Raw genomic sequence first — 22,488 nt, 5'->3', positions numbered from 1 at the left:
TGATTCAAGCGATACGCTTTTTCAGCTTTGTGCTTGTAAAAATGATGTGATACAAAATAAGCCAAGATCGGCATCGCTTTGCGAATACGCCATAAAAGGAATCCCCATGACTTGCTACAGCCTCGACGGCCTGACCCCGGTGGTCGACCCCACGGCCTACGTCCATCCCTCGGCGGTACTGATCGGCGACGTGATCATCGGCCCCCATTGCTATGTAGGGCCGCTGGCGAGTTTGCGCGGCGACTTCGGGCGCATCGTCCTCGAAGAAGGCGCCAACCTGCAGGACACCTGTGTGATGCACGGCTTCCCGGACAGCGATACGGTGGTCGAGCGCAACGGCCATATCGGCCACGGCGCCGTGCTGCACGGTTGCCGGATCGGCACCGATGCGCTGGTGGGCATGAATGCGGTGGTGATGGACAACGCCCGTATCGGCGCTCGCTCATTCGTCTCGGCGGCGGCGTTCGTCAAAGCCGGTTTCGAGTGCCCTGAGCAGTCGTTGGTGATGGGCGCGCCGGCCAGCGTCAAGCGCAGCCTCAGTGATGAAGAGGTGCACTGGAAACAAACCGGCACCCGTGAATACCAGCACCTGGCTCAGCGTTGCCTGGAGCAGATGCAGGAATGCGCACCCCTGAGCGCACCGGAAGCTGATCGCCCACGCATCAGCGACAGCGGCCTGCGGCCCAAGGGCAGATGAATCGCCTGCATCCCGACGCCGCTAAAAACGGTATATTTTCTCTTTTTGCCTCGGTACGCCCATGTCGTCACTGACACCCCTGAACCAACTGATTACCCGCTTCCAGGAGCAGACGCCGATTCGCGCCAGTTCCTTGATCATCACCTTGTACGGGGACGCCATCGAACCCCACGGCGGGACGGTGTGGCTGGGCAGCCTGATCCAGTTGCTCGAACCCATCGGCATCAATGAACGGCTGATCCGCACCTCGATCTTTCGCCTGACCAAGGAAGGCTGGCTGACCGCCGAAAAAGTCGGGCGCCGCAGCTACTACAGCCTGACCGGTGCCGGGCGTCGGCGTTTCGACAAGGCCTTCAAGCGGGTCTACAGCTCCAGCGTGCCGGCATGGGATGGTTCATGGTGCCTGGTGATGCTCACGCAGTTGACCCAGGACAAGCGCAAACAAGTGCGTGAAGAGCTGGAGTGGCAAGGTTTTGGTGCGATTGCCCCGACCGTGCTGGCCTGCCCACGCAGCGACCGCGCCGACGTCAACGCCACCTTGCTCGACCTCGGCGCCCAGGAAGACACCATCGTCTTCGAAACCACCGCCCAGGATGTACTGGCCTCCAAGGCCCTTCGGGTGCAGGTGCGCGAGAGCTGGAACATCGAGGAGCTGGCGGCCCATTACAGCGAGTTCATCCAACTGTTCCGACCGCTCTGGCAAGCGCTTCGCGAGCAGGAACAGCTACAGCCTGCGGATTGTTTCCTGGCACGGGTCCTGCTTATTCATGAGTACCGCAAACTGCTGCTGCGCGACCCGCAATTGCCCGATGAATTGCTCCCCGGCGATTGGGAAGGCCGCGCCGCCCGCCAGTTGTGCCGCAATATTTACCGGTTGATCTACGCCAAAGCCGAGGAATGGCTGAACAGCGCGCTGGAAACTGCCGACGGCCCGTTGCCGGACGTTGGCGAAAGCTTTTACCGGCGGTTCGGAGGCCTGAAGTAAGGAGCGACGCTGTTCAGGAGAACGGGTGGAGTAATGTGGCGTAGAGAATAAAAATAAGCCTGCGTGAGGCCTGAACATGATGTCTTCAATTGCACAGCGCTGTGATGGGTTCGACCAATGGATCCATCAGATCAATCAGATCTGTGGCGCATTCGATGGGCAGATCCTGGGGGATGGTTTTTCCGGGCAGATCCGCGAGTACCAGAGCGGCGCGCTGAAACTCAGCTTTGTCGACGCCTGCCAGGCTCGCTTGTTTCGTACCCCCAGCCAAATCGCGGCGGGCGAGGGCGGCAAGTACTTTGCCGTGTTCCAGCTCGACGGCACGGCCGGCATGGCCCAGGGTGACAGCAAGGCGCTGTTGCGCGCCGGCGACATTACCCTGATCGATGCGGCGCACCCCAGCGACTTCACCTACAGCGAGAATTCGCGGCAGTTGTCGTTGATCCTGCCGTCGTACCTGGTGGAGCAGACCTTGCGTTTCAACCCGGTCAAATGCGGGCACCGGATCGAGGCGGCGTCGCCGATGGCGATGCTGTCCCGGCAGCTGATTCTGGAGGCCACCCGGCAAGACAACCTGACCTTGCAGGAAAGCGAGGCGACGCTGGAGGCGATCATCAACCTGCTGCGCCCGGCGATCAGCCAGGCGGGCGAGGGCAGCGACGCCCATGAGCGAGTGTTCCGCAAGACGCTGGAGTGTATTGACCAGCACATTCGCTCCGAAGAGCTGTGCCCCGAGTGGCTGGCGCGGGAGGTGGGGATGTCGGTGCGCGGGCTGTACCGGATCTTTGCCCGCAAGGGCCTGGTGGTGGCGCGGTACATCAAGAACCGACGGCTGGATTTGTGTGCTGAATCCCTGCGCCAATCCAGGGTGGAGGAAAAGCTTTCGGTGCTGGGGTACTCGTGGGGGTTTTCGGATTCGAGTTATTTTTCGACGGCGTTCAAGTCACGGTTCGGCATTGCGCCGGGTGAGTACCGCAAACAACACGCCTGATCAGGGGATACGCCGATCAAAAATGTGGGAGCGGGCTTGCTCGCGAATGCGGTGTTTCAGTTGATGCATTGGGTGACTGACACACCGCATTCGCGAGCAAGCCCGCTCCCACATTTGGATCGCGTTTCGTTCAGTTGGGCATTCCATCTTCAATCGCAATCCCTTGCGCCCGCATTTCCTTGATCAAACCCGCCCTTGTGCCCGGCAGATTGAGCATCGCTTTGTGCCGCAATTCGGTGACTTCCTCGGCGCTATAGGGCTTGTAATCCACCGGCGTACTCTTGCCCGCCATCCCGTCCGGGCGCATCAGCCAGTTCAGCAAATCCGCCAGTTGCCCATCGTTCAGCGCCGACTGCGACATCCCCGGCACCCGTACCAAAAACTCCCGCCCGCCTGGCACCTTCAGAAAGTTGCCGACAAACCCGGTCATCCTCGGTGTGTCGTTGGCCGCCGAGCCCATGCCGCTGCCCAGATGGCAGCCGGCACACTGCAGCTGATAGTTGGTCGCCACGCTGTACCCGGCCTGGGCGATCGGCGTTTGCGGCGACTCATTGCCCGGTGCGTGCTTCTGGTTTGGATTGGGAATGGCCCGAGCCTGGGCGAGCGGGGTGGCGAAGACACACATCAAGCTCAGCAAAAACAACGTACGCATGACAAGCCTCTTGCACTGACCTGTGGCGAGGGCGCTTGCTCCCGTTGGGCTGTGCTGCGGCCCCAAGATCTTTGGGAGCGCTTCGCACTCCAACGGGAGCAAGCTCCCTCGCCACAAGGGTGAGTTAAACCGCGACGCCGCGAATGATCGAGACCGTGCAGTGGTAGATGTGGGATTTGGCCGCCAGGCACCAGTTCACATCGTTGTTGTTGAACGGCCGGTATGCCGGTTCCTCGCTGTCGTTACGCGTGCACGCGCACTGGGCGCAGCTTTGCTTACCGCAGCAGTCGTTATAGGAAATGATGTAGTCCTTGCCATCCGCCGGGTTGCGGCAGGTGCCGATCCAGGTCACCTGGGACGCCTCGGTGCCCGGTGGGCAGGAGGTCACCGAGCCGCCACAGCAACTGCACAGGAAACCGTCGATGGAGCAGTAGCGCCAGTAGTCGCAACTGTTCGGGTCGCCCGGGTCACCGGCTTTCGGGTTATCGGCAGCCAGCGCCTTGCTGGTGCGGTCCAGGGGCAGCAGCAGGGGCAACGCGGCGCCTGCGACCATCAGCGAACCCATACGGGCCAACAGTTTGCGTCGCGACGTGGTGTCGGCCAGGCGACGGGTCGAGCGCTCGAATAACAGATCCAGCAATTTCATGAGAGTCTCCCTGCCTTAATCAGTGGCTATGGCTATGGCTATGGCCGTGGCTGTGGTCGTGGGGCTGCGGCTGGCTGTTGAGGTATTCCTGCAGCGTCGCGCTTTTCAGGTGTTCGACTTCGAACAGGCTGTCCAGGTGCTCGCGGGAATTGACCAGGCCCTTGGCGCGCAAGGTGCCGCTCTTGTCGATCAGCGCGGCATACGGCAGCTTGCCGATCTGGTAGGTCATGCCGACTTCCGGGCCGACCACGTAGGTGACGTCGTCCAGCTTGTGTTCGGTGATCAGCGCGTGCTGGGCTTCCATGTCGCCGTCGCTGATAAACACCACATCGAGTCGGTCAGCCTGTTCCCTGGCGATGGACTTGATCGCCGGCAACAGGGATTTGCAGATCGGGCAGGTGGGCGAGAGGAAGAACAGCAACTGGTTCTTCTCACCGGCATAGCCGAAGTTCACCGGGCGGCCTTTACGGTCGGAAGCGGTGACTTGCGGGGCCGGCTCATTCACCGCCACGCCCTTGTCGACCATCAGTGCGCCGGCCGGGGCGATGCGCCCGTGCAGCACACCAATCTGGCGCACCAGGCCCATCACGGCAAACGCCAGCGCCAGCAGCAGTACCCACAGCAGTACGTTGGAAACAATAAGGCCTTCCATTGATCACCTACCAATCAGTTTGAGCAGAAGAGGGGAGTTCGCCAGCAGGCCATCGGCTGCGGCGTAAATCAGCAGCGCGACGGCGCTGGCGGCGACGGTGACGAAGCCGTCGAAAAAACCCAGGTCACGGGCAATCGGCAGCACGCTGGCCAGCAGGGCCACGGCCACCAGTGCGCCGTTGCGCAATAGCAGGATCGGCCGCAACGGCTGCGCCTGGTCGGGGCCTGCGCAGCCGCAGTCGATGTCCCGGCGGCCGCGCCACAGGTTGATGCCAATGGCGGCGGCGTACAGTGCAATCAGGCCGGCGGCGCCGAGGGCGGCCCAGGAACGGCTGGCCGGCACCAGCAGGGCAAAGGCAATCACCAGTTCCAGCAACGGGATTACCCGGGCGGCGGGGCGAGTCACTGCCTCTGGCAGCAACTGGTAATCGGCCAGTTGCCGGGCGAAGCGTGCCGGTGCGCGCAACTTGTGGGTCGCGGCACTGGCCAGCAACACCGCGATGGCGAGGGCGCTGGCAATGATGAAGATCGGGTCGATATGCATGGCCGAACCTCTTTAGTAGCTCATGATCTGGGTTGCGGTCTTCGCTACCTTGGCCATGCTACCGGTGAGTTTGTTGGTCTTGAGGTCGAAGATCTGCAAGCCGCCTTCGACGTCGGCGCCCAGCAACAGGGGCTTGTCGTCGCCGGTGGCCTGCATGCTCCAGACCGGGGTCGGGGCTTCCAGGGTGGCTATCTTCTTCATGGTCTTGAGGTCATAGGCCCAGATGATGGTGCTCGGGTCTTCCCACTTCATCGGCTCGTGGTTGTCGTGCATCAGCACGTACATGCGGTTGAGCTTTGGTGCCACAGCCATCAACTGCCAGCCACCCGGGGCCCAGCCGGTTTTCTTTTCCGCATCGGTGGTGAGTGACCAGGACGGCAGGATTTTCGGCTCATCGCCGGAGAAATCTACCGGGCGGATGGTGCCGGTGGTGGTGGTGAAGTAGTAGGTGTCGCCCACGTTCACCGCGCGTTCGTTGAGCTTCTCGGCGTTGGGGTCGAAGAAGTGCGTGCGGTTGCGCGAGGTTTCCTGGCCCTGCTCGTTCAGCGTCACCACTTGCAGGCTGCCGTCACCGCACAGGGAGGCGAAGCGGCGAGTGCCGACCGGGTAATTGAGTACGCAGCCCGGGATCGCGATTTCGGCGGTGACGGAGCGGGACTGGGTGTCGACCACGGTCACCGAGGTGGAGGGTGTGAAGTTGTAGACGTAGACGAAGCGGTCATCGCCGCTGGTCTTCAGCCCATAGCGCTGGGTCAGGGATTCGGCGCGTTTGTTCGGGATCAGCACTTCCCAGGCGGGCGACAGGCTGGAGCTGTCCCAGGCGGTGAGCACATCGGTGCGATCGCCCCGGGTGCCGCGGGAATAGTAGATGTCGGCGCTGTACAGGGTCTTCTGGTCGTGGCTCAGGGCCGAGGGCGCGGCGAAGCCGGTGGGGACCATGCCGAGGACGCGCTTCTTGTCGGGATCTACCACGGTGACGCGGCCGACCACGAAGCTTTCGAATTCGACGTCTACCACGAATGCGCGGTGGGCTTCCGGTGGAAAGGCCAGGGTGGTCTGGCCGATGGTGTCTGGCGGTAAATCCGCCTGGGCGCTGTTCAAGCCGAGTACAAGCAGGCCCAGACCCAGCGCTGACTGTACGTTGATCCTGTTGCTTCGCATTAGGGGCACTCCCTGAATTATTGTGTTTTGCTAATCGCGGGTGCTTTGGCAGATTCTTGCAAGTGGATTCTGCCTTGTGGGGCGATTGCAAGAATTGTTGTGTCTGCCAAGTGGTTGTGTGTCTGTGCCAATGGTTTGGGGTAGGGTGTATATCCGTTATTTTTGTTATNNCAGCGGCTCACTTTTGAACAGCCCTGTAGGCGCTGGCTTGCCGGCGATGGTCGTTAACGATGACGTTGGCATCCTGAATAAACGCGGCGACCTCACGTTTTTCGCCGGCAAGCCGGCTCCTACAGAAAAGCCGCTTCGCAAATGCCCCAATCTCACGACCCCACCAAAGGCAACGAAAAACTGAACACCGCCCCACACGGCTCCAGATTCTGCGCCCAGATATCCCCCTGATGCCGACCAATGATGTTCTTGCACAACGCCAGCCCAATCCCGTTACCACCCACCTTCGACGAAAAGAACCCGTCAAAGATTTTCTCCCGCGCCACGGCCTGAATCCCGCGCCCACAATCCTCGACACTCAACCGCGCCACGTTTCCATCCCGGCAGGCATGCAACCGCAGCACCCGACGCTCCACGGGCAGCTCACTCATCTCTTCAATGGCATTGAACGCCAGGTTCAGAATCACCTGCCCAATCAGCACCCTCTCGCACTGCACCATCAGCGGTTGCGCGCTCGGGACGATCTCCAGCCGCACCTGACTCGGCTCGGCCCGCAGGCTGATGAAATATCGGGTTTCCTGCAGCAACTCATTGAGGTCCACCCACTCCGCGCTCTGCTCCAGCTTGACCACATAATCACGCACACTCTTGATGATCGTTGACGCATGCTCGACCTGCCGCACGGCACTTTGCAGCCCCCAGTTCACCCCCTGGTCGGCACTGTGGGTATCGCCCAGACGAATCAAAACCCCCTCGATAAAGTTGCGCGTGGCCGCCAGTGGCTGGCTCAACTCATGAGCAATCGCCACCGCCATCTCGCCCATGGCGTTGTATCGGGCCAGGTATTCAAGCTGCTGTTCACTGACACGCCGGGCTTCCTCGGCGCGGATCAGGTCCCGCTTCACCTTGTCTTCCCGGGAAATATCACGGAACTGCACCATCAGCACGTCGCGCCCGTCCAGGTGCACCAGCGTCGCGACCGCTTCCGAAAGAATCTCCACCCCGGCCTTGGAGCGATAACACCACTCGATGGTGCGCTGGCCACTGCGGGCCGCGCGCTCAAGCCAACGCAGGCCGATGGAGCGCTTGTACTTCGGTGCGTCCCGGGTCATGTCCGGGGCCTTGAGCGGGATCAGTTCTTCCAGGGTAAACCCCAGCGCCGACAGCGCCGCGGTGTTGGCCCAGAGGATGTCCTTGCTCTGCGCATCGTGAAGGATGGTGCAGATCGGCATGGCTTCGATCAGGGTGTGGAAATCATTGTTATTGGGTAGGTACATCGCGTAGCCCTTGGCGGTGGAGGGGACGACTACGGTGGCAAGTTATACCGGTTTGCATCCGGGGGCACGCTCAGAAGTAATCGGGGGCGCACTAGGGGATTTCTTTAGCCGGTGGGCTGCACGCCCCAATAGTTGACGGTGGTCGGGCTTTTTACACTGGACCTATCAACGCCCGACACGGCGTCCATAACAACTACAACGGAGAAAGCCCATGCTGCGTTCGGCCCTCGTGCAACCAGACGCTTTACCCGACGTGCAGCCCGCGCTGTTCCAGCAGGTGCTCGATGAAGTGCGCCAGCGCCGCGACGAGTTCGACGCCGGCTCCCACGTGCCACGGGACATGATCGAACGCTTCAAGCAGGTGGGCATCTACCGGGCGGCCACGCCGCGTTGTTTCGGCGGCGATGCCCTGGCCCCCGCAACGTTCTTGCAGATGATCGAGCGCATATCCGAAGCCGATGGCTCTGCCGGCTGGGTTGCCAGCTTCGGCAGCGCCGGGGTGTATCTTGCGGCCTTGCCCCAGGAAACCCTCGCCGAACTGTACGCCGACAGCCCCGACCTGGTGTTTGCCGGTGGCCTGTTCCCGTTGCAGCCGGCGGAAACCGTCGAGGGCGGCTGGCAGGTCAACGGCACCTGGAAGTTTGCCAGCGGCTGCAAAGGCGCCGACCTGCTGGGCGTGGGCATCGGTGCGGCGGGCGGCAAGCCACGCACTGCCGTGTTCAAGCCCGGCCAGGTTGAAATCATCGAAAACTGGGACGTGGTCGGCCTCAAGGGCACCGGCAGCCATGACCTGCGAGTTACCGACCAATACATCGACGAGCGCTGGACCTTCATTCGTGGCGGCGCCGCCACCATCGACGAGCCGCTGTTTCGTTATCCCTCGATTGCCTACGCCGCCCAGGTGCTGGCGGTGGTCAACCTCGGCCTGGCCCGCGCGGCCCTCGATGAAATCAGCGCCATGGCCAGCGGCAGCGGCATCACCGGCGCACCGAAACTGGCGGACCGCGCCTACGTGCGCATCGAAATCGCCAAGGCCGAAGCGCGGCTGAGCGCCGCTCGGGGTTTTTTCTACGGCGCCACCGAACAAGTGTGGAACTCGATCCTCGCCGGCAACCCGGTCACGGCCGAGCAAACCAGCCTGTTGCGCCTGACCGCCATTCACGTGTCCCAGGCCGGCGCCGCCGTGGTGCAAAGCGCCTACAGCCTGGCGGGCACCACCGCGATCTACCTGCGCCACCCGCTGCAACGCTACCTGCGCGACGCCATGGTGGTGACCCAGCACGCCTTCCTCAGCGAAGGCCTGTACGACGGCGCGGGCTCGGTGTTCCTCGGCGTTCCTCCATTTCCTGGCTACATCTGACTTTCAAGGATCAACCCATGTCCCAAGCCACTCAAGAACCGCTGCGCGTCGTCTTCTGCATCGGCATCACCCAGAACTTTTTCGACCTGCCTACCGGCGAAGGCCTGAGCGTGTGGAAAGGCTTCAGCCAGATGATGGGCGACCTCGGCGCCATGCCGGGCATCAACGTGCTGGGGGCGATGGATGACGACCGCTTGATGGTCGGCCCGTCGACCACCTCGCCGTGGACCGTCTACATCATGGCCGACGTCGACTGCCACCAGTCGGTGATCGACGCCTGCAACCTGTTCCGTACCACGCCGGTGGGTGAATACAGCCTGTGGCGCTACGCCAAGGTCGAAGCACGGATCGGCCGCCCGCTGACCATTCCCGAAGCGGCCAGGGTGTGAGCCATGGACCTGTTGCAGCGTGTTGAAACCCTTGAAGGGGAGAGCCAGGTAAGGCGCTTGATGGCGCGCTACATGGACCTGTGCGACGTGCCCCGGGCGGCGACCAACGTTCGCGAGTTGGCCGAGCTGTTCACCGTGGATGCGGTGTGGGAAGGCATTGGCACAAGTACCGCGCAGACCTTCGGCCAGCATCGGGGGCGCGACGCGGTGGCGGCGTTTGTCGGCAGCTACCTGCCACCGTCGGAACACTTTGCGCTGAACCTGCATTACCTCACCAGTGAGTCGATCCAGGTAGACGGCAGCGCGGCTGCAGGGCAGTGGATCATGCAACAGATTTCCACCTACGCCGACCAGCGCAGCGAGTTGTTCGGCACGCGGCTGACCATCGATTTTCGCCGTGTCGACGGCACCTGGCTGATCGCGCATTTCCGTACGCAGCGCCTGTTCAATAGCATGTTGGGGGTGAACCCATGAGTACCTTCGTCAGCGAATTTTTACTCGGTGGCAGCGGCCGACGCGTGGCCATCAAGGATTCCATCGACATCGGCGGGTATCCGACCCGCTCGGGCAGTCGTGCCTTTGCCGATGCTCCGCCGGCGACGCGGCATGCGCACGTGGTGCAGGCGGTCCTGGATGCCGGCTGGCAGATCGTCGGCAAGACCAGCCTGCATGAACTGGCATTTGGCGTCACCGGCATCAACGACTGGAGCGGTACGCCCGTCAATCCCCAGGCGCCAGACCGCGTGCCGGGCGGCTCCTCCAGCGGTTCGGCCGCGGCGGTTGCGGCGGGCTTGGCGGATATCGCCATTGGTACCGACACCGGCGGCTCGGTGCGGGTGCCGGCGGCGTGCTGCGGGATTGCCGGGTTGAAACCGACCTATGGCCGAGTCAGCCGCATTGGCGCGCAACCGGCGGTATCCAGCCTCGATTGCGTCGGGCCGTTTGCCGCGAACATGCAGGACCTGATTGCCGCGATGCAGGTGATTTGCCCGGGTTTCCAGGCACAGGCGGCGCCGTCCGGCAGCGTGCCGGTGGGCTTTCTGGATGTGGCCTGTGAGCCATGGCTGAAGGCGAGCCTGATGGCTGCCGTCGACGCGGCCGGCTGGCGTCAGCAGCGTCTGCATCTGGACGACTTTGACACGGCGTTCGGCGCCGGCCTTACGGTGATTAACGTCGAAAACTGGGCAGCCTTCGGTCACCTCACCGGCAAGGGCCTGATCGGTGCGGATGTCGAACAACGCTTGTTGGCTGCCAGCCGCACCAGCGCTGCTGATTTGGCCGCAGCCGAAGTCGTGCGCACCCGCTTCAGCCACCAGGTGGACGCCGCGCTCGAAGAATTCTCCGTGTTGCTGCTGCCGACGATGCCAGACCTGCCGCCGACCCTGGCCGAAGCCCGCAACGGCAGCCAGGCCGTGGCCCGCATGACGCCATTGGTGCGGCCATTCAACCTCAGCGGCCACCCGGCGTTGACGGTGCCGGTGACCCTGGCCGACAGCGGGCTGAAGGTCGGGCTACAGATTGTCGGCCGTAAGGGCCAGGACGAATGGGTGTGTGCCCTCGGCGCACAACTGCAGCAGAGCATCACGGCTCGCCAATAAGAACAACGCCTTGAGGAGGGCTCCATGAGTACCCATGAATACCGGCTGATTGCCAAATCGAAAAGCCTCGACGAGTTGGTCAAGCACGATCGCGTCGACGTCTCGCTGTACAACGACCCGGCGCTGTTCGAGGCCGAACTGGAAAAGATCTTCTACCGCACCTGGGTCTGGGTCGCCCATGAAAGCGAAGTGCGCAACAGCGGCGACTTCAAGACCGCGACCATTGGCCGGCGCCCGGTGATTGTGGTGCGCGACAAGAAAGGCGCGATCAACGTGCTGGAAAACCGCTGCCGCCACCGTGGCGCCACGGTTTGCGAGAAGCACAAGGGCAACGCCAGCGGCTTCACCTGCCCGTATCACAGCTGGTCCTATGGTTTGGACGGCAAGCTGCGGGCGCTGCCTTACCCGGACGGCTACGAAGGCATCCTGGAAAAGTCCGAGTTACCCCTGACCAGCCTGCGGGTGGACAGCTACGCCGGGATGGTATTCGCCAGCTACAACGACGATATCGAACCGTTGGCCGACTTCCTCGGCGGCGCCAAACACTGGATGGACCTGTTCATGAAGCAGGGCGCCGGCTACCCGATCAAGACCCAGGGCGAACACAAGTTCAGCTTCAAGGGCAACTGGAAGATCCAGCTGGAAAACACCACCGACGGCTACCACTTCCCGATTGTGCACAAGTCGTTCATGTCGTCGGTGGACGCCGAGACCTCGGAAATGCTCTCGTTCATGACCGACGAGCAGGCCGTCACCCATTCCCTGGGCAATGGCCACAGCGTGATGGTGATGGTGCCCGAGCATGTCGACCTGGACCACGACGACGGTACCGAGCAGTTGCAGGAGCGTTTCGCCCACGTCACCGAAGAACTGTCGAAAACCATGGAGCCGGCCCAGGTGCGACGCATCGTGCGCTCGCTGCACGGCGCCGGGTTCAACCTCAACCTGTTTCCCAATGTCGCCATGTCGATGTCGTTCTTCCGGGTGCTGCGCCCGGTGTCGGTCACCGAGACCGAAATCCGCCACGTCGCCCTGGGCATGGAGGGCGGCCCACAGGTTGCCAACCGCGAGCGCCTGCGCATCCACGAACACTTCCAGGGCCCGTTCGGCTTTGGCAGCCCCGACGACGCCGAAGCCTGGGACCGGGTGCAACGCGGCTCGTATGCCGGCGTTGACGCACCGATCCTGGTCAACCGTGGCCTGAACCGCGAAGTGCTGGCCGACAACGGCGACAAGGTATCCCACGCCACTGATGAAGGCGGCATGCGCGGGGCCTATGACATGTGGAAAAGGATGATGAGCCAATGAACACCCTGACTGGTTTTACCGCACCGCTGGCCCAGGCCATCGAATTCATCTGGCGTGAAGCCGAACTGCTGGACCACAAGGACTACGTGCAATGGGCCGCGTTGTGGAGCGAGAGCGGGCGCTACGTCGTGCCGATCGACCCGGACACCGAAGATTTTGAAGCCAACCTCAACTATGCCTATGACGATGCGCGCATGCGTGACCTGCGCATCGAACGGCTGACTGCGGGGTATTCACCGTCGGCGGTGGATGCGGCGAAAACCGTGCGCAGTGTGTCGCGATTCACCCTGGTGGAAGCGGCGGGCGAGGTGGTGGAGGTTAACTGTGCGCAGCTGCTCTATGCCTACAAGCGCGGGGTGCACACGCCGTTCGTGGCCGACCTGAATTACCGCATTCGGTTCAGCGCCGGGGTCGCGACCCTGGAGCGCAAGGTGGTGCGGCTGATCAATTCCACCGACAGCCTGAGTGCACTCGGCTTTCTGTTGTAAGCACGATTCAAACAACGACACAAACCAATGTGGGAGCGGGCTTGCTCGCGAATGCGGTGGATCAGTCGCCACATGCATTGACTGACACACCGCATTCGCGAGCAAGCCCGCTCCCACAGTTGAGATGAGGACATCCTGATGAACCGAATCGCGCTTGTAACCGGCGCCTCCCGTGGCCTCGGCGAATGCATCGCCCGGCGCCTGCACGCCGCAGGCTACCGCGTGGGCCTGGCGGATGTGCACCTGGACGGCGTGCAGCGCCTGGCCTCTGAACTCGACAACCGCGGCGAAACCGCCGTCGCCATCGAGCTGGATGTGCGCAACAAGGCCGATTTTATTCGCGCCCGGGACCTGCTCAGCGAGCGCTGGGGCGGCACCGATATCCTGGTGAACAACGCCGGGGTGTCGAAAGTTGCGGCGCTGATGGACATCACACCCGAGGAGTTCGACGAATCGATGGCGATCAACCTGCGGGGCACGTTCGTGGCCTGCCAGGTGTTTGGTGCGCATTTCGCCGAACGAGGGTTCGGGCGCATCGTCAATATCGCCTCCCTCGCCGGGCAAAACGGCGGCACTGCCACTGGCGCGCATTACGCCGCGGCCAAGGGCGGCGTGGCTACGCTGACCAAGGTCTTCGCCCGTGAACTGGCGCCCCGGGGCGTGACGGTCAACAGCATTTCGCCAGGCCCGCTTGATTTGCCGGTGGTGCGCGAAACCGTGGCGCCGGAGCGCCTGGAGCAGATCCTCAAGATTATCCCGACGGGCACCCTCGGCGACCCGCACACCATCGCCGACACCGTGCTGCTGTTGATCGCCGACCACGCCGCCTCGATCACGGGCGCGTGCTGGGACATCAACGGCGGGCTGTTCATGCGCTAGTCATCGCCGAAGAGAGTGGGCCTGCTGCGCAGTCCAGCGGGAGCAAGCTCCCTCGCCACAGGTTAGCGTTCAACCGAAACAACAGGATTCAGGTGCTGCAATGATGAAGGTGAAGATCGAACGCATCGTCGATGAAGCGCTGGATATCCGTTCCTTTCGCCTCGTGCGCAGTGACGGCCAGCCCCTCGACAGTTATGAGCCCGGGGCCCATGTGGACCTTACCGGGCCAACCGGCGTCACCCGCCAGTATTCGCTGTGCAGCCCGCCCCACGATGGCCGCGCGTACCTGGTGGCGGTGAAGAAAGAGGCGCAATCCCGTGGCGGCTCCCTGGCCCTGCATGAGCAGGTGCAGGAGGGCATGGAGCTGGAGATGGGCGCGCCGCGCAACCTGTTCCGCCTCGACCCGGAGGCGCCGGCCCATGCGCTGTTTGCCGCCGGTATCGGGGTGACGCCGCTGTTGAGCATGGCCTATCGACTGGCCGACAGCGGCCAGCCGTGGCGCCTGCACTATTTTGCACGTTCGGCGCAGTACGCGGCGTTTACCCAGCTGTTGGCCGATACATTCGGCGAGCATGTGCAGTTTCACTATGGCGTCGAGCCGGGCGCGCTGGATGCGGCCTTGAGCGCCTGCCTGGACCAGGCGGGCGCGGCTGCCCACGTCTACACCTGCGGCCCCGCGCCGTTCATGCACAAGGTGGTGGAAGTGGCGGCCCGCAGCCGTCCCGAGGAAGCGATCCACCTGGAGCACTTCCAGGCCGACCCAGCGGTGAATGTCGGGCCCAGCGGTGGTTTCGAGGTGGAGCTGGCCAGCTCCGGCGTGGTGCTGCAAGTACCGGCGAATACCAGCCTGGTGGACGTATTGCAGGCCCACGGTTGCGACATCGACACCGAGTGCCGCGAAGGCCTCTGCGGCACCTGCATTGTCGAGGTGCTGGAAGGCGTGCCCGAGCACCGTGACAATTGCCTGTCGACCAAGGAGAAGGCCGCCAACCGGCAGATTTGTGCGTGTGTTTCCCGGGCGGTATCCGCTCGTCTGGTATTGGATATTTGATCGGCGCTACCCGTAAGATTGCTGGGACCAAAAAAATAAAAAATGTGAGGCCTTGCGGTCATGATGAGTTCAACGGTGCAACGTAACGAATCGTTCGAGCGTTGGTTACAGCAGGTTAACCAGGCCTGTGGACGCTTCGATGCCAGGGCCCTGGGCGCGGGGTTTTATGGGGAATTGAGCGAGTTTCGCAGCGGCGCGATCAAGCTCAGCGTGGTCGATATGGCCCAGGTGCATCTATATCGCAGCAGCAAGGAAGTCAGTACGGGCAATGAAGGGCACTACTACGCGGTGTTCCAGTTGCAGGGCAGCGCGCAGCTGGAACAGGGCGACAACCGTGCGCAGCTGGGCTGCGGTGACATCGCCCTGATCGACGCCTGCCGCCCCAGTGACATGACCTACCACGACAACTCCCGGCAATTGTCGCTGATCCTGCCGCGCCAGGTGGTGGAGCGCGGTTCGCACTTCACGGCGGTCAACTGCGCGACGCGGATCTCGGCGCGCACGCCGTTGGCGCTGATGGCCAGCCAGATGGTGCTCGACACCCGCCAGCAAAACGACCTGGGCATGCAGGAAAGCGAAGCCGTGCTGGATGCATTGGTCAGCCTGCTGCTGCCGGGGATCAGCGCCCGGGACAACGGTGTGGACACCCAGGAACGGCAGTTTCGCAAGACCATCGCCTACATCGATGCGCACATCGGCGCCGAAGAACTCTGCCCGGAGCTGATCGCCCGGGAAGTCGGAGTGTCGGTGCGCGGGCTGTACCGGATGTTTTCCAAGCGCGGGCTGGTGGTGGCGCAGTACATCAAGCACCGACGCCTGGATTTCTGCGCCGAAACCCTGCGCCATTCGCCGGCGGAGCAGAAGCTGTCGGCACTCTGTTATGCCTGGGGCTTCTCCGACTCCAGCTACTTCTCATCGGCGTTCAAGTCGCGCTTCGGCGTGTCACCGGGCGAGTACCGCAAGCGCTATAGCCATCATTGATGCGTGCCGCTCCCGAACCTGGAATGCATTTTCCTGTGGGAGCCGGGCTTGCCCGCGATGCAGGCCACTCGGTCTGACAGGTACACCGCAGCGATCCCATCGCAGCCTCGCCAAGGCTCGACAGCTCCCACATTCAATCATCGCGCCCTAGGGATACAGCACCTCGCGGACCAGCATGGCGATGCTGGTCACGCCCATCTTTTCCTTGATCTTGGTGCGGTGCACGTCAACGGTCTTCACGCTGATGTTCAGCTCGCGGGCAATCACCTTGCTCGCCTTGCCGTCCACCACCAGCATCAACACTTCTCGCTCCCGGCTCGTCAGCAGCGCCAGCTTGCCTTGCAGGTGCTCGCGCTGTTCCTGGTCGGCCTGGGCCTGTACAGCGGTCTTCAGCGCGGCCTGGATGCGGTCGATCATCTGTTGCGGGTTGTAGGGCTTCTCGACGAAATCCAGCGCGCCGTTTTTCATTGCGGTGACCGACATCGGTATGTCGCCGTGGGCCGACACGAAGATGGTCGGCAAGGTGCTGCCGCGCCGGTTGAGGATCTCCTGCAACTGGAAGCCGCTGGTCTGCGGCATGCGCACGTCCAGCACCAGGCAGGCGGGCTGGCGCGGGTCGTAGTGCGCAAGGAACTCTTCGGCCCCGGCGAAACATTGGGCCTTTACGCTGACCGACTCCAGCAGCCAGGCCAGCGAGGTACGCAGGTCTTTGTCGTCATCAACGATGTAAACAATCGGTGTGCGAATTTCCATCAGGGACTGCCACGAGAATTTCTAATTATTGTTTTCGCACGCGGGCACGCTGCGGCGGACATTGGCTCATCTGTGGAGCCTTGCCAGCAGAATACCCAGTGTGAACGGCCCTGACGATAAAGAAACCACCTAGTCGGCATGGGGATCGTCTGAATGGTCGCGCCGCACGGGGCGTCTTAGTCTTGTGGCATCACCCACGGACCGTAAAGGGGCACCGACATGGCCGACCTGAGCCAGCAGCAAATCGACTTTCGCAACGCCATGGCGCAACTGCCGGCCGCGGTGAACATCATCACCACCAACGGCCCGGGCGGGCGTTGCGGGATCACGGCGAGTGCGGTGTGCTCGGTGACGGATTCGCCCCCCACGGTGTTGGTGTGCGTGAACCGCGGGAGTGCGACCCATGATGTGTTCCGTACCAATGGGCAGCTGTGCGTGAACGTGCTGTGCGGGGAGCAGGAAGAGCTGGCGCGGCACTTTGCCGGGATGACCCAGGTGCCCATGGCGGAGCGGTTTGCCTGGGACCTGTGGGACGGAGGCGAGGCGGGGGTGCCGGTGCTGCGGGATGCGCTGGTGCAGCTGGAAGGGCGTATCAGTGAGTGCAAGGAGGTAGGGTCGCATTCGGTGATGTTCGTGGAGTTGTCGCGGGTTGGGGTGCGGGGGCAGGGCGACAGCCTGGTGTACTTCAACCGGCTGTTTCACCGGATTGAGCATGCTGGCGCCCATTGCTGAAGGTTCAGGAGATCAAATGTGGGAGCGGGCTTGCTCGCGAAGGCGGTGTATCAGAAACCTATTCAGTGGCTGACACTCTGTCTTCGCGAGCAAGCCCGCTCCCACATGGGGCCTGCGGGGCAGTTGTTGGTCAGATGCGAAAGCTGCCCACCAGCTGATTCAAGCGTTCCGCTTCACGCTCAAGCTCGGTACAGGCCTGCAGCGTCGACTGCAGGTTTTCCACCCCGGCCTGGTTCAGCATATTGATCTCGGTAATGTCCACATTCAGCGCTTCCACCACCGACGTCTGCTCCTCGGTCGCCGCCGCCACCGACTGGTTGACGTTATCAATCTCGCCAATCCTCTGCGTCACGCTGGCCAGCCGCGTACCCGCCAGGTTGGCGATGCTCACGCTTTCCTCGCTGTGCTGCTGGCTCTCGGTCATGGTGCTGACGGATTCCCGTGCGCCCACCTGCAACTCTTCGATCATCTGCTGAATCTCCAGCGCCGACTCCTGGGTGCGATAGGCCAGGCTGCGCACCTCATCGGCCACCACCGCAAACCCGCGCCCGGCCTCACCGGCCCGGGCCGCTTCAATGGCGGCGTTCAGTGCCAGCAGATTGGTCTGCTGGGAGATGCCCTTGATCACCTCCAGGATTTGCCCGATGTTCACCGTCTTATGATTCAGCGCATCGATGTGCACGCACGAGGCGCTGATCTTGCCCGACAGTTCATTCATCACGGCAATCGTGCGCTCCACCACCTGGCGCCCGTCCTCAGCCTGTTGCCGGGCGCCGGAGGCTTGCTGCGACGCATCGGAGGCATTACGGGCGATTTCCTGGGCGGCGGCGCCCAGTTCGTTGATCGCCGCCGCGACACTGTTGGTGCGGGTCGCCTGTTCATCGAAGTTGTTCAGCGAGGAATTCGAGGCCAGCAGCACCCGCTTGACCACCTGGTTGACCCCGAGCCCCGCTGAAGACACTTCGCGGATCGACTGGTGGATACGTTCGACAAAACGGTTGAAGGCGCTGGCCAACTGGCCGATCTCGTCCCGGGATTGCACCTCCAGCCGCCGCGTCAGGTCGCCTTCGCCACGGGAAATGTCCTCCATCACCCGGGTCAGGGTTTGCAGCGGCCGGGTGATGCGCAGCGCGGCGTACCAGATCAATAGCAGGCCGAGCAGGGCCGAGCCGCCACCCAGCAGCAGTTCCAGGGCGGTGCTTTTCACCCCTTGGGCATCGAGTTGCTGTTGCAGCGCAGTGACCGGCGCCAGCAGCACCGACTGCGGCACGCCCACCAGAACGCCCCACGGTGCGGCACCGGCAATCGGTGCCAGCGGTTCGAGTAGCTTGATTTGCTGTTGATCGACAAAGGTTTGCGGTTGCCCCTGGCGCAACGCGTCCAGTACCTGGGCGCCATCGTGCATGACTTCGCTGATCGGCTGCCCGAGGCGGCTGGCGTCCTCGCTGTAGGCGGAAATCACGCCTTTGGGGCTGACGATGCTGACTTGCCCGTGGCCGTCGAACAGTTGCCCGGCGCTGGTATGGCTGGCCTGTTGCAAGGCCGCCAGGTTGATGTCCAGGCCAATCACCGCGATCACCTTGCCGTGCTCCATCAGCGGGAACGCAATGCTGGTCACCAGCTTGCGGCTGCCGGAAGCCTCGTCGAAATACGGCTCCAGCACACAGGCCCTGGCGGTGTCGCGGGCGCAGGTGTAGAAGGCGTTGTACGGCGCGCCGCTGGGGCCGGGCGAGGTATTGGCCAGCAGCGCTTCGTCGCCGACTACCGCTGTCAGTTCACCCGGGGTGGCCTGCACCCAGTATTGGGCGAAGCGCCCGGCCTCGTTGCTGCCGACGGCGGCCTGGTCGACGAAGTGGGCATCGTCACCGTCCAGGGCATTGGCTTCGAAAATGACGTAAATCCCGAGCAGGTCGGGCTTGTCGACCAGGGCCTGACGCAGCTGGGTATTCAGCTCCTGGCGCAACTCTGGGCGGGTCAGTTTGCCCTGTTGTTGCAGTTGCCGCAGGTACAGCACATAACGCGACAAGCCCTGGCCGTATTCATGGGTTTGCATGAAGGTGCGTTGCACCTGCATGGCCTGAACTTGCCCCAGGGCCTGCATGTGTTCCTTGGCGGCGGCAGCGAGCATGTCGCTGCTGGCCTGGGCCACGTGCTGGCTGCTCTGGTGGGTCTGGTACAGCGACAGGCTCATCAGCAGGCCGACCACCAATAACAGGCAGAGGCCGGCGAGCAGGGCGATCTTGCTCTGGATCGTGAGGAATTTCGTGTGCATTGCGAAGGCCTTGGCCAGGCGGGGCGATGGCGGCGCCACCGCCCCGGCCGGGCTTAGAAGTTAGTGGCGAACACCACTTGGCTGTAGAGGTTTTTATCGTGATTACCCAGCTGCGTGCCGCCTTGCTCGGCGCTCTTGTCCGGCTGGTACAGGCCGATCAGCGGCATCACCGTCAGGTGGTCGTTGACGTGCCATTCGGCGTACAGGTCCAGCTCGTGGCCGTCGTTGTTGCCGAGGTTGCGGTCGATGGTCTTGAAGTCGAACAACACCGCGCCGACGTTGAGGTTCTGCAGGGGCGAAACCTTGAACGTGACGTTCTGGATGCGTGAGTTGTTGTTGAACGGCCCGGCGTAGTTGCCCGCCACTTCACCCTGGAACCAGGTGCCGTAGCCACGGCTGAAACCGTAGAACAGCGGGTCGAAGCCTTCCGAGAAGCGGCTGTAGCGGTAGCTCACATACGGCGTCCAGGTCACGTCGGAGAAGGTCCAGCCAGCTTCCAGGTACCAGGCGTCTTCGTTGCCGGTGTGGGGCTTGTCCTGCCAGGCGTATTCGCCGGACAGGAACAGGTTGGTCACCCCGGCATTGCCCGTGGCCCGCAGGCTGTAGGTCTTCATGCCATCGCGTTCCAGCTGCGTGGGGGAGGCGTACTGCTTGTCGACGTCGGTGGTATCGATGTACGTCAGCCCCACGGTGCCTTCGGCGGCCACGTGTTCGAGGGTGGCGACGTACATCTCGGTCTTGGCCTGGGCACGGTTATCGGACTTGAGCCACATCAGGTCGCTGCGCCAGCCTTCCTTGCCGCCCAGGCGCAACACGGCGGTTTCGTCGAAGGCCTTGCGGGCGGCGATGTAGTAGCCGCCGCCGCGATTGAGGTCGCCATCGGCCACGCCCTTGCCGAAGTTCAGCGCGTCGCCGTCAATCAGGAAACCGTCGCCGACCACGATGTTCTGGCGGCCGAAGGACAGGTCCACGCCATTCTCGCCCAGGGCCTCAAACAACTTGCCCGAGCGCCAGCCGAGGTAGGCGTCTTCGAATTGGGTGGTGCGCTCCGAACCGTCGCTGAAACCTGCGGCATCGCCGTCGCCCCAGGTGCCGGAACTCAGCAGGTTGGCCGCACCGTAGGTGGTGCCGGCGCCGCTGAAGCTTTTGTCGAAGCTCAGGCCGTACTTCACGTAGCCCTCGCGCCAGGACGAGGAGCCCTTGGCCAGGCGGCCGGATTGACTGTAGTTCTGCTGGCTGTGGAAGGCACCGAATACCGCTTCCAGCGTGGCGTTCAGATGACTGCTGTCATCGGCGTACAGCTCATAAGCGCCGGCCGGGTTGGCGCCGATCATCAGCGCGAGGGTCGAGAGACGAAGCAAGGGGGACTTGAGCATGGTGTGGCATCCATTCTTGTTCATGACCACAGGGTTGGGGTCTGCCGCGATACTAATGCTGGCGAAGTGACGTGCCTTTTGTCTGGTTGCCAAAGACTTGACTGTGCTTGCCAGAATCCACGGTTTGGCAGCCCGGCCAATACGACTGGCACGCAGGGCAAAACCCGAGCGACCTTGAGCCCTGACAATCGTCGGCAACTTCGATGATTTCCAAGGTCGTTTTTCTATGTTCACTGCACACAGATTTTCCCTGGCCGGCCTGCTGTCGCTGGTCCTGGCCCACAGCGCATTCGCCGCTGAATGCGGCCCTGACCAGAGCCGTGGCGCCCAGGTTTTCGCCAACGAATGCAGCGTGTGCCATGCGGTGGCGAAGGGCGGCGCGACAATGATGGGGCCAAACCTGGCGGGCGTTTACGGGCGTAAGTCCGGCTCCCTGGCGGGCTTCAGCTACTCCCAGGCGATGCGTGACAAAAACGTCGAGTGGCAAGCCGAGACCATCGCGCAATTCATCACCCAACCCCAGGCGTTTGTGCCCGGCACCTACATGCCCTACATGGGCCTGGCTTCGGCCGACGATCGCCAAGCGGTCGCCTGCTTTCTCAAAGAACAGCATTGAATACAGGTGAATCATGAGCAACGTTGAAATCCTGCCGCAGGTGGCTGCATTCCTGGACCGTCGTCATGGCTGCTTTATCGATGGCCAATGGGTATTTGCCGAGGGCGAACACATCAAGGTGATCAACCCGGCCACCGGGCAAACCCTGTGCGAAACCCTCGACGCGCCGCTGCACGTGGTGGAGCAGGCGGTGCAGTCTTCCCATGCGGCGTTCAAGTCCCGCGTGTGGTCGGGATTGCGCCCGGCCGACCGTGAGCGGATTTTGCTGAACTTCACCGCATTGGTTGAGGCCCATGCCGAGGAGCTGGCGCAGCTGGAAACCCTGAGCCAGGGCAAGTCGATCAACCTGGCGCGGGGGCTGGATCTGAATGCCACGGTGGAGTTCATGCGCTACATGTCGGGTTGGGCGACCAAGATTGAAGGGCAGACCTTTGACGTGTCGATCCCTTTGCCGCCGGGGGCCAGGTTCACTGCGTTCACCAAGCGCGAGCCAGTGGGCGTGGTGGTGGGCATCGTGCCGTGGAATTTCCCGCTGCTGATTGCGGCCTGGAAATTGATGCCGGCGCTGGCGACCGGGTGCACGGTGATCATCAAGCCGGCGATGGAAACGCCGCTGACGGCGATGCGCCTGGCGGAGCTGGCGCTGGAGGCGGGGATTCCGGCGGGGGTGTTCAACGTGGTGACCGGCGGCGGTGCGTCGGTGGGGGGCGTTCTGACTGCTCATCCGTTGGTGAGCAAGGTGTCGTTTACCGGTTCGACTGCGGTGGGCAAGAGCGTGGGGGTGGCGTGCATGGAGAACATGACGCGGTTTGCCCTGGAGTTGGGGGGCAAGAATCCGATGATCGTGTTGGCGGATGCGGATATTGATAAGGCGATCCAGGGGGCGATCCTGGGTGGGTTGCTGAACAAC

General features: G+C 62.9%; 23 protein-coding genes and 2 pseudogenes. 15 read left to right on the top strand and 10 right to left on the bottom strand.

Going from position 1 to position 22,488, the window contains the following annotated elements; translation table 11 throughout:
- The first annotated feature begins 106 nt into the window (after nucleotides 1–106).
- The 3 genes from paaY to feaR (HX786_RS05600) all read left to right on the top strand — a co-directional run bounded on the left by paaY (nucleotide 107) and on the right by feaR (HX786_RS05600) (nucleotide 2,673).
- Entirely contained in the window at nucleotides 107–697 is a 591-nt protein-coding gene (gene paaY, locus HX786_RS05610) for a phenylacetic acid degradation protein PaaY (RefSeq protein ID WP_178911811.1), read from the top strand.
- Between the two features lie 61 nt (nucleotides 698–758).
- Nucleotides 759–1,682, top strand: coding sequence for a phenylacetic acid degradation operon negative regulatory protein PaaX (gene paaX, locus HX786_RS05605; protein WP_003208883.1), 924 nt, complete (start codon nucleotides 759–761; stop codon nucleotides 1,680–1,682).
- A 76-nt stretch (nucleotides 1,683–1,758) separates the two neighbouring features.
- Entirely contained in the window at nucleotides 1,759–2,673 is a 915-nt protein-coding gene (feaR, locus tag HX786_RS05600; RefSeq protein WP_008431054.1) for a transcriptional regulator FeaR, read from the top strand.
- A gap of 130 nt (nucleotides 2,674–2,803) precedes the next feature.
- Here feaR (HX786_RS05600) and HX786_RS05595 read toward each other — a convergent pair whose 3' ends face one another.
- The 6 genes from HX786_RS05595 to HX786_RS05570 all read right to left on the bottom strand — a co-directional run bounded on the left by HX786_RS05595 (nucleotide 2,804) and on the right by HX786_RS05570 (nucleotide 7,775).
- A complete protein-coding gene (locus HX786_RS05595; RefSeq protein ID WP_087694284.1) occupies nucleotides 2,804–3,325 on the bottom strand; it encodes a cytochrome C in 522 nt (173 codons plus the stop codon).
- 124 nt (nucleotides 3,326–3,449) lie between these two features.
- Entirely contained in the window at nucleotides 3,450–3,971 is a 522-nt protein-coding gene (locus HX786_RS05590) for a methylamine dehydrogenase light chain (protein ID WP_003208877.1), read from the bottom strand.
- 19 nt (nucleotides 3,972–3,990) lie between these two features.
- On the bottom strand, nucleotides 3,991–4,623 hold the full coding sequence (gene mauD, locus HX786_RS05585) for a methylamine dehydrogenase accessory protein MauD (protein WP_178911810.1): 633 nt from the start codon (nucleotides 4,621–4,623) through the stop codon (nucleotides 3,991–3,993).
- 3 nt (nucleotides 4,624–4,626) lie between these two features.
- Nucleotides 4,627–5,166: a MauE/DoxX family redox-associated membrane protein gene (locus HX786_RS05580; protein ID WP_008431061.1), complete on the bottom strand. Its 540-nt coding sequence runs from the start codon at nucleotides 5,164–5,166 to the stop codon at nucleotides 4,627–4,629.
- 12 nt (nucleotides 5,167–5,178) lie between these two features.
- Nucleotides 5,179–6,327 (bottom strand): amine dehydrogenase large subunit, encoded by a 1,149-nt coding sequence (locus HX786_RS05575; RefSeq protein ID WP_003208872.1) that lies wholly within the window; start codon nucleotides 6,325–6,327, stop codon nucleotides 5,179–5,181.
- 323 nt (nucleotides 6,328–6,650) lie between these two features.
- A complete protein-coding gene (locus tag HX786_RS05570; protein ID WP_177036947.1) occupies nucleotides 6,651–7,775 on the bottom strand; it encodes a sensor histidine kinase in 1,125 nt (374 codons plus the stop codon).
- A gap of 211 nt (nucleotides 7,776–7,986) precedes the next feature.
- Between HX786_RS05570 and HX786_RS05565 the strand changes: the two genes are divergently transcribed.
- From HX786_RS05565 to feaR (HX786_RS05525), 9 genes are all read left to right on the top strand, one after another.
- Nucleotides 7,987–9,135, top strand: coding sequence for an acyl-CoA dehydrogenase family protein (locus HX786_RS05565; protein ID WP_102368716.1), 1,149 nt, complete (start codon nucleotides 7,987–7,989; stop codon nucleotides 9,133–9,135).
- Nucleotides 9,136–9,152: 17 nt separating this feature from the next.
- Nucleotides 9,153–9,524 carry a hypothetical protein gene (locus HX786_RS05560; RefSeq protein WP_003208867.1) on the top strand — a complete coding sequence of 124 codons (372 nt, stop codon included), beginning with the start codon at nucleotides 9,153–9,155 and terminating at the stop codon, nucleotides 9,522–9,524.
- A gap of 3 nt (nucleotides 9,525–9,527) precedes the next feature.
- The gene (locus tag HX786_RS05555) at nucleotides 9,528–9,998 is read left to right on the top strand and encodes a nuclear transport factor 2 family protein (protein ID WP_008431069.1); all 471 of its coding nucleotides are present in this window, start codon (nucleotides 9,528–9,530) and stop codon (nucleotides 9,996–9,998) included.
- Complete coding sequence (locus HX786_RS05550) at nucleotides 9,995–11,122, top strand: amidase (RefSeq protein ID WP_178911809.1); 1,128 nt, start codon at nucleotides 9,995–9,997, stop codon at nucleotides 11,120–11,122. The genes HX786_RS05555 and HX786_RS05550 overlap by 4 nt, the downstream gene beginning before the upstream one ends.
- Before the next feature lie 24 nt (nucleotides 11,123–11,146).
- A complete protein-coding gene (locus HX786_RS05545) occupies nucleotides 11,147–12,430 on the top strand; it encodes a Rieske 2Fe-2S domain-containing protein (protein ID WP_087694279.1) in 1,284 nt (427 codons plus the stop codon).
- Nucleotides 12,427–12,918 carry an aromatic-ring-hydroxylating dioxygenase subunit beta gene (locus HX786_RS05540; protein WP_008431075.1) on the top strand — a complete coding sequence of 164 codons (492 nt, stop codon included), beginning with the start codon at nucleotides 12,427–12,429 and terminating at the stop codon, nucleotides 12,916–12,918. The genes HX786_RS05545 and HX786_RS05540 overlap by 4 nt, the downstream gene beginning before the upstream one ends.
- A gap of 138 nt (nucleotides 12,919–13,056) precedes the next feature.
- Complete coding sequence (locus tag HX786_RS05535; protein WP_003208858.1) at nucleotides 13,057–13,797, top strand: SDR family NAD(P)-dependent oxidoreductase; 741 nt, start codon at nucleotides 13,057–13,059, stop codon at nucleotides 13,795–13,797.
- A 100-nt stretch (nucleotides 13,798–13,897) separates the two neighbouring features.
- The gene (locus HX786_RS05530) at nucleotides 13,898–14,848 is read left to right on the top strand and encodes a PDR/VanB family oxidoreductase (RefSeq protein ID WP_177036951.1); all 951 of its coding nucleotides are present in this window, start codon (nucleotides 13,898–13,900) and stop codon (nucleotides 14,846–14,848) included.
- A gap of 60 nt (nucleotides 14,849–14,908) precedes the next feature.
- Entirely contained in the window at nucleotides 14,909–15,829 is a 921-nt protein-coding gene (feaR, locus tag HX786_RS05525; RefSeq protein ID WP_023658728.1) for a transcriptional regulator FeaR, read from the top strand.
- A gap of 147 nt (nucleotides 15,830–15,976) precedes the next feature.
- On the opposite strand, the gene HX786_RS05520 is transcribed toward feaR (HX786_RS05525), so the two are convergent.
- The gene (locus HX786_RS05520; protein WP_003212609.1) at nucleotides 15,977–16,582 is read right to left on the bottom strand and encodes a response regulator transcription factor; all 606 of its coding nucleotides are present in this window, start codon (nucleotides 16,580–16,582) and stop codon (nucleotides 15,977–15,979) included.
- Between the two features lie 219 nt (nucleotides 16,583–16,801).
- Here HX786_RS05520 and hpaC point away from each other — a divergent pair, with 219 nt between their 5' ends.
- Nucleotides 16,802–17,314 carry a 4-hydroxyphenylacetate 3-monooxygenase, reductase component gene (hpaC, locus tag HX786_RS05515; protein ID WP_003212611.1) on the top strand — a complete coding sequence of 171 codons (513 nt, stop codon included), beginning with the start codon at nucleotides 16,802–16,804 and terminating at the stop codon, nucleotides 17,312–17,314.
- 130 nt (nucleotides 17,315–17,444) lie between these two features.
- On the opposite strand, the pseudogene HX786_RS32300 reads toward hpaC, so the two are convergent.
- The 3 genes and pseudogenes from HX786_RS32300 to HX786_RS05505 all read right to left on the bottom strand — a co-directional run.
- Nucleotides 17,445–18,041: pseudogene (locus HX786_RS32300) on the bottom strand (methyl-accepting chemotaxis protein); the annotation flags it as partial.
- A 258-nt stretch (nucleotides 18,042–18,299) separates the two neighbouring features.
- Nucleotides 18,300–19,367 (bottom strand): annotated as a pseudogene (locus HX786_RS32295) (HAMP domain-containing protein); the annotation flags it as partial.
- Between the two features lie 272 nt (nucleotides 19,368–19,639).
- Nucleotides 19,640–20,962, bottom strand: a complete 1,323-nt coding sequence (locus HX786_RS05505; RefSeq protein WP_178911807.1) for a hypothetical protein — start codon at nucleotides 20,960–20,962, stop codon at nucleotides 19,640–19,642.
- Between the two features lie 226 nt (nucleotides 20,963–21,188).
- Between HX786_RS05505 and HX786_RS05500 the strand changes: the two genes are divergently transcribed.
- Together HX786_RS05500 and HX786_RS05495 are read left to right on the top strand one after the other, a co-directional pair.
- Entirely contained in the window at nucleotides 21,189–21,578 is a 390-nt protein-coding gene (locus HX786_RS05500; RefSeq protein WP_008431083.1) for a cytochrome c family protein, read from the top strand.
- A 13-nt stretch (nucleotides 21,579–21,591) separates the two neighbouring features.
- Nucleotides 21,592–22,488, top strand: an 897-nt coding sequence (locus HX786_RS05495) for an aldehyde dehydrogenase family protein (RefSeq protein WP_178911806.1), incomplete at its 3' end; no start/stop codon positions are given.

The sequence above is a fragment of the Pseudomonas sp. 21615526 genome, assembly GCF_013386245.1.
Taxonomy (GTDB): domain Bacteria; phylum Pseudomonadota; class Gammaproteobacteria; order Pseudomonadales; family Pseudomonadaceae; genus Aquipseudomonas.
This window is presented reverse-complemented; position numbering and strand designations above follow the sequence as displayed.

Bases quoted from the DNA above. Each gene is read 5' to 3' on its own strand.
- paaY (WP_178911811.1), top strand. From the start codon at position 107: ATGACTTGCTACAGCCTCGACGGCCTGACCCCGGTGGTCGACCCCACG.
- paaX (WP_003208883.1), top strand. From the start codon at position 759: ATGTCGTCACTGACACCCCTGAACCAACTGATTACCCGCTTCCAGGAG.
- feaR (WP_008431054.1), top strand. From the start codon at position 1,759: ATGATGTCTTCAATTGCACAGCGCTGTGATGGGTTCGACCAATGGATC.
- HX786_RS05595 (WP_087694284.1), bottom strand. From the start codon at position 3,325: ATGCGTACGTTGTTTTTGCTGAGCTTGATGTGTGTCTTCGCCACCCCG.
- HX786_RS05590 (WP_003208877.1), bottom strand. From the start codon at position 3,971: ATGAAATTGCTGGATCTGTTATTCGAGCGCTCGACCCGTCGCCTGGCC.
- mauD (WP_178911810.1), bottom strand. From the start codon at position 4,623: ATGGAAGGCCTTATTGTTTCCAACGTACTGCTGTGGGTACTGCTGCTG.
- HX786_RS05580 (WP_008431061.1), bottom strand. From the start codon at position 5,166: ATGCATATCGACCCGATCTTCATCATTGCCAGCGCCCTCGCCATCGCG.
- HX786_RS05575 (WP_003208872.1), bottom strand. From the start codon at position 6,327: ATGCGAAGCAACAGGATCAACGTACAGTCAGCGCTGGGTCTGGGCCTG.
- HX786_RS05570 (WP_177036947.1), bottom strand. From the start codon at position 7,775: ATGTACCTACCCAATAACAATGATTTCCACACCCTGATCGAAGCCATG.
- HX786_RS05565 (WP_102368716.1), top strand. From the start codon at position 7,987: ATGCTGCGTTCGGCCCTCGTGCAACCAGACGCTTTACCCGACGTGCAG.
- HX786_RS05560 (WP_003208867.1), top strand. From the start codon at position 9,153: ATGTCCCAAGCCACTCAAGAACCGCTGCGCGTCGTCTTCTGCATCGGC.
- HX786_RS05555 (WP_008431069.1), top strand. From the start codon at position 9,528: ATGGACCTGTTGCAGCGTGTTGAAACCCTTGAAGGGGAGAGCCAGGTA.
- HX786_RS05550 (WP_178911809.1), top strand. From the start codon at position 9,995: ATGAGTACCTTCGTCAGCGAATTTTTACTCGGTGGCAGCGGCCGACGC.
- HX786_RS05545 (WP_087694279.1), top strand. From the start codon at position 11,147: ATGAGTACCCATGAATACCGGCTGATTGCCAAATCGAAAAGCCTCGAC.
- HX786_RS05540 (WP_008431075.1), top strand. From the start codon at position 12,427: ATGAACACCCTGACTGGTTTTACCGCACCGCTGGCCCAGGCCATCGAA.
- HX786_RS05535 (WP_003208858.1), top strand. From the start codon at position 13,057: ATGAACCGAATCGCGCTTGTAACCGGCGCCTCCCGTGGCCTCGGCGAA.
- HX786_RS05530 (WP_177036951.1), top strand. From the start codon at position 13,898: ATGATGAAGGTGAAGATCGAACGCATCGTCGATGAAGCGCTGGATATC.
- feaR (WP_023658728.1), top strand. From the start codon at position 14,909: ATGATGAGTTCAACGGTGCAACGTAACGAATCGTTCGAGCGTTGGTTA.
- HX786_RS05520 (WP_003212609.1), bottom strand. From the start codon at position 16,582: ATGGAAATTCGCACACCGATTGTTTACATCGTTGATGACGACAAAGAC.
- hpaC (WP_003212611.1), top strand. From the start codon at position 16,802: ATGGCCGACCTGAGCCAGCAGCAAATCGACTTTCGCAACGCCATGGCG.
- HX786_RS05505 (WP_178911807.1), bottom strand. From the start codon at position 20,962: ATGCTCAAGTCCCCCTTGCTTCGTCTCTCGACCCTCGCGCTGATGATC.
- HX786_RS05500 (WP_008431083.1), top strand. From the start codon at position 21,189: ATGTTCACTGCACACAGATTTTCCCTGGCCGGCCTGCTGTCGCTGGTC.